The 3,022-nt window shown below is 31.0% G+C and carries 2 protein-coding genes; both read right to left on the bottom strand.

The features are described 5' to 3' along the window. Positions 1-124: 124 nt before the first annotated feature. Positions 125-976 carry a thiopeptide-type bacteriocin biosynthesis protein gene (locus VFS71_RS04125; protein WP_326399546.1) on the bottom strand — a complete coding sequence of 284 codons (852 nt, stop codon included), beginning with the start codon at positions 974-976 and terminating at the stop codon, positions 125-127. A 2-nt stretch (positions 977-978) separates the two neighbouring features. Continuing rightward, on the bottom strand, positions 979-3,022 hold a 2,044-nt coding region (locus VFS71_RS04120), incomplete at its 5' end, for a lantibiotic dehydratase family protein (RefSeq protein ID WP_326399545.1).

Raw genomic sequence — 3,022 nt, 5'->3', positions numbered from 1 at the left:
AAGGGCGGGTTTCCAGCCAATAAAATAAGTCTTGTTTCGGAAATTATCGACCCGGTTACTGCGGAGTAGCAAGTTATCGCTTATTTTGGAAAAGGAGAAAATCGCTTAGATTTTCTCTTTTTTTTTATTTTTTAAAGTATTCAATATTTTTATAATATCTGAACAGATGGTCGTAGATTAAAAGCTCGTATATTCTTTGTTTTGATGAGTATTGACGGTTTATCATCATATGAATATGACTCTTTAGAAATTCAAGCAAGGGAATTGTCAATTTGCCTTTTATTGACAAGATTGCTTTAATGGATTGCTTTTGTTTTTCTTGTATCAATTCATAAATTTTGGAATAATCTTCTGAAGCAGTTTTGTACAAAAAATAGTGTGCTTCCTGAGACAATTCTCTATAATGTTTGTTCATTTCTTTTTTAAGAGTTTTATCTGCATCAAATTCTTTTTTGAATGAAGCTTGTAATTCATCCATCAAAGTCAATTTATGAATGTTGTTTATTGAAAATGAATTTAAAAAACTGTCAATTGATAGAAAACTAAAAATCAATTCTATTTCATTTTTAATGAAACTTGATTTAAGAGATAGATAATTTAGCATCATCTCACTATCCTGCCAAAATAAAGTTTCGGATTCTTCAATTGTTTTTTTTCCATATCTTTCCAATTCTCTTTGATAGGTGTCTGTTTGTACTTTCCAAATTGTATTTTCTTGGAGCAACATTTGTAAAACAGGGTAAAATTTTGAAATTATTATAGAAGTATTCTCTATGTTTTCGCAGTAAAATCGTACTCTAATATGTTCATCGGGGTCTTTGTATCTAATGAAAAACCATTTTTGGAGTCTATTTTCGGTTTTTAATTCTTGAATAATAGGATACAGGTTTTCAATTAAAATTACATCGGCAGTTTTAACGCCAGTATATATTTTATAATACAACCATTCACTTCCTATGCAAAAATCTCTTTTCATGGTTATGCTTGCTCTTTGTAAAATGAAAGAATAATTTGATTGGCGAAGTTTTTCCCAGTTTTATCTTTAACTACCGATTCTTCTGTAAATAAAAATTCTTCTAAGTTAATGTTAGTGTGATTACGTACCGATTTTAGAAATAATTGAATTCCTATTTCTGTTTCAAAATCAATTAAAAGGGTGTTGTCAAAATGTACCCAGTTTGTAAATCTGGGAATGTTACGCTTATTTCGCCAAACTGTAAAAATTTCGAATAGGGAAGGATTGTTTTGAGGGTAAAAAAAATCTATTTCTTCTTTGGTTACACTCCATTTTGCTTTCGATAGAATTATATCCTTGTATATGACTCTTGGAAAATAGTTATGGTGAGTTTCTAAAATCCCCCACGAGAAGTTATAAATTGGTTTTAAATTTTGCGATTGCAACTCTGCTAAAAAATGATAAATAGGCAATGATTTATTGGAATAGTTGTGTGCATTCGACAAACAAGGAATAACCTCCTTTTTGTGTTTTTTGGATCGTAATATAATAATGTTGTTTTTGATAGAAATCATTAAATCATTTAGCTCAATTTGGTGTTTTTTATTTACCCCTGAATTCGATAGATAAGGAATTTCAAAATCTCTTAAAACGGGTCTTCTCAATATATTTCCGGTTCTGGATTCTGGAATATGGACGATTTCTGCCAAAATTTTGTCTGAATGATGATTGGTTTCTTTTTTGATGATTTCCTTGGTCAAATTATGGATTGGAGTATTCCCATTGCAAAAACGCCCAAGTAATTTTGCAGCACTAACGTCTCCAGATGATTCTATTGCAATAATTTCCTCGCCATTCTTTTTCGAACACTCAATCATAACCGAAAAAGTGGCTGGAGCATTTTCCAAGTTAGCATCAAAATCAGGAAAATCTTTTTCCGAAAGAGTTATTGCCTTTTCTTTATTTAAGAGGCATTCTTGTAATTTGTTTTCTAAAATAAAGTCCAATTTTTCCCAGACTTGATTTTTTTCTTCTAAAATTTTATTTTTAAAAGAGAATTTATCCAAAAGATCATGAGTGTCATTCATCTCTTGGTTTTGAAGATAGCCAATCCCTGATTCCGTATCCAAAACGACTGTCAATGGCATTTCTCGGGATTCGTATCTTTTGGTAAATGCCTTAATGAAATGGATTTGATTCACAGATTCTTTTTGCTTCTGAATTCCATTTAAAAAACGAATAGCTTGTAGTACTTTTTTAGGCACATAATCATTTAATATGTTTACTGAAGCAGTTGTTTTTAAATCAGTTTGAAAGAGGTATTTGTCGTCATATTCAATGCCTAATTTTTGAATTTCTTTTTTTATTTCTTCGTACTTATTTTCGGAAGGAATTAGATTTGAATCCAATGCAGCAAGCTGTTTTTTTATTTTTTTTAGGGTTTTGTATTCAGAATTTAAAGATGGAATTTTATGTAGAATAGCAAAGATCCTTTCTATGTTATCATTTCCAGTCACTGTGGCATCCAATTCACTTATCAGAAATTGAAAATTGATGAGTTGATTAATAAACTCTAAAGCTTCTTCAGTTTCCGCATCATCATCAGCTAGTAAATGAATCATTTCATGAACAGTCATGCCCGATTTACTTTTGGACAATAAAAGAGACAGTAAGTCAGATTTTCGTATTGCTGAAATACTATGCTCTCTTTTGGTTTTTATGTATTTGTATTCTACAAATCGATAAAAATCACCGAGCTCATAAATGGAAGTATTCTGGTAATATTTAAGATAGGGTGTGACTTCTTTTCGTTTGGCAAAGTCTTGTAATAGCGCTACCCAAAATTGCATATCGAATTGGGTATGACGAGAATACATTTCTCGAGATTCGAGTATAATGTTTGTTTCAGAAGCTTTTTTACCGACTGTACAACCCGCAAATAACCCGAAAGGAGTACAGCGGGAAGACATTCTAGCTAAATATTTCAGTAAGCTAAGTTCTAAAGCTTGTTTCTTTTTGTCGGATACATTAGAGGGGTTCAATTTCCATTTGTCTAAAGCCGTAAGC

The sequence above is a fragment of the Flavobacterium sp. genome, assembly GCF_035760125.1.
Lineage (GTDB): Bacteria > Bacteroidota > Bacteroidia > Flavobacteriales > Flavobacteriaceae > Flavobacterium.
Note: the sequence above shows the minus strand (reverse complement) of the source record. Positions and strands in the feature narration are given on the sequence as shown.

Coding starts and splice junctions, on each gene's coding strand:
- VFS71_RS04125 (WP_326399546.1), bottom strand. CDS start 976: ATGAAAAGAGATTTTTGCATAGGAAGTGAATGGTTGTATTATAAAATA.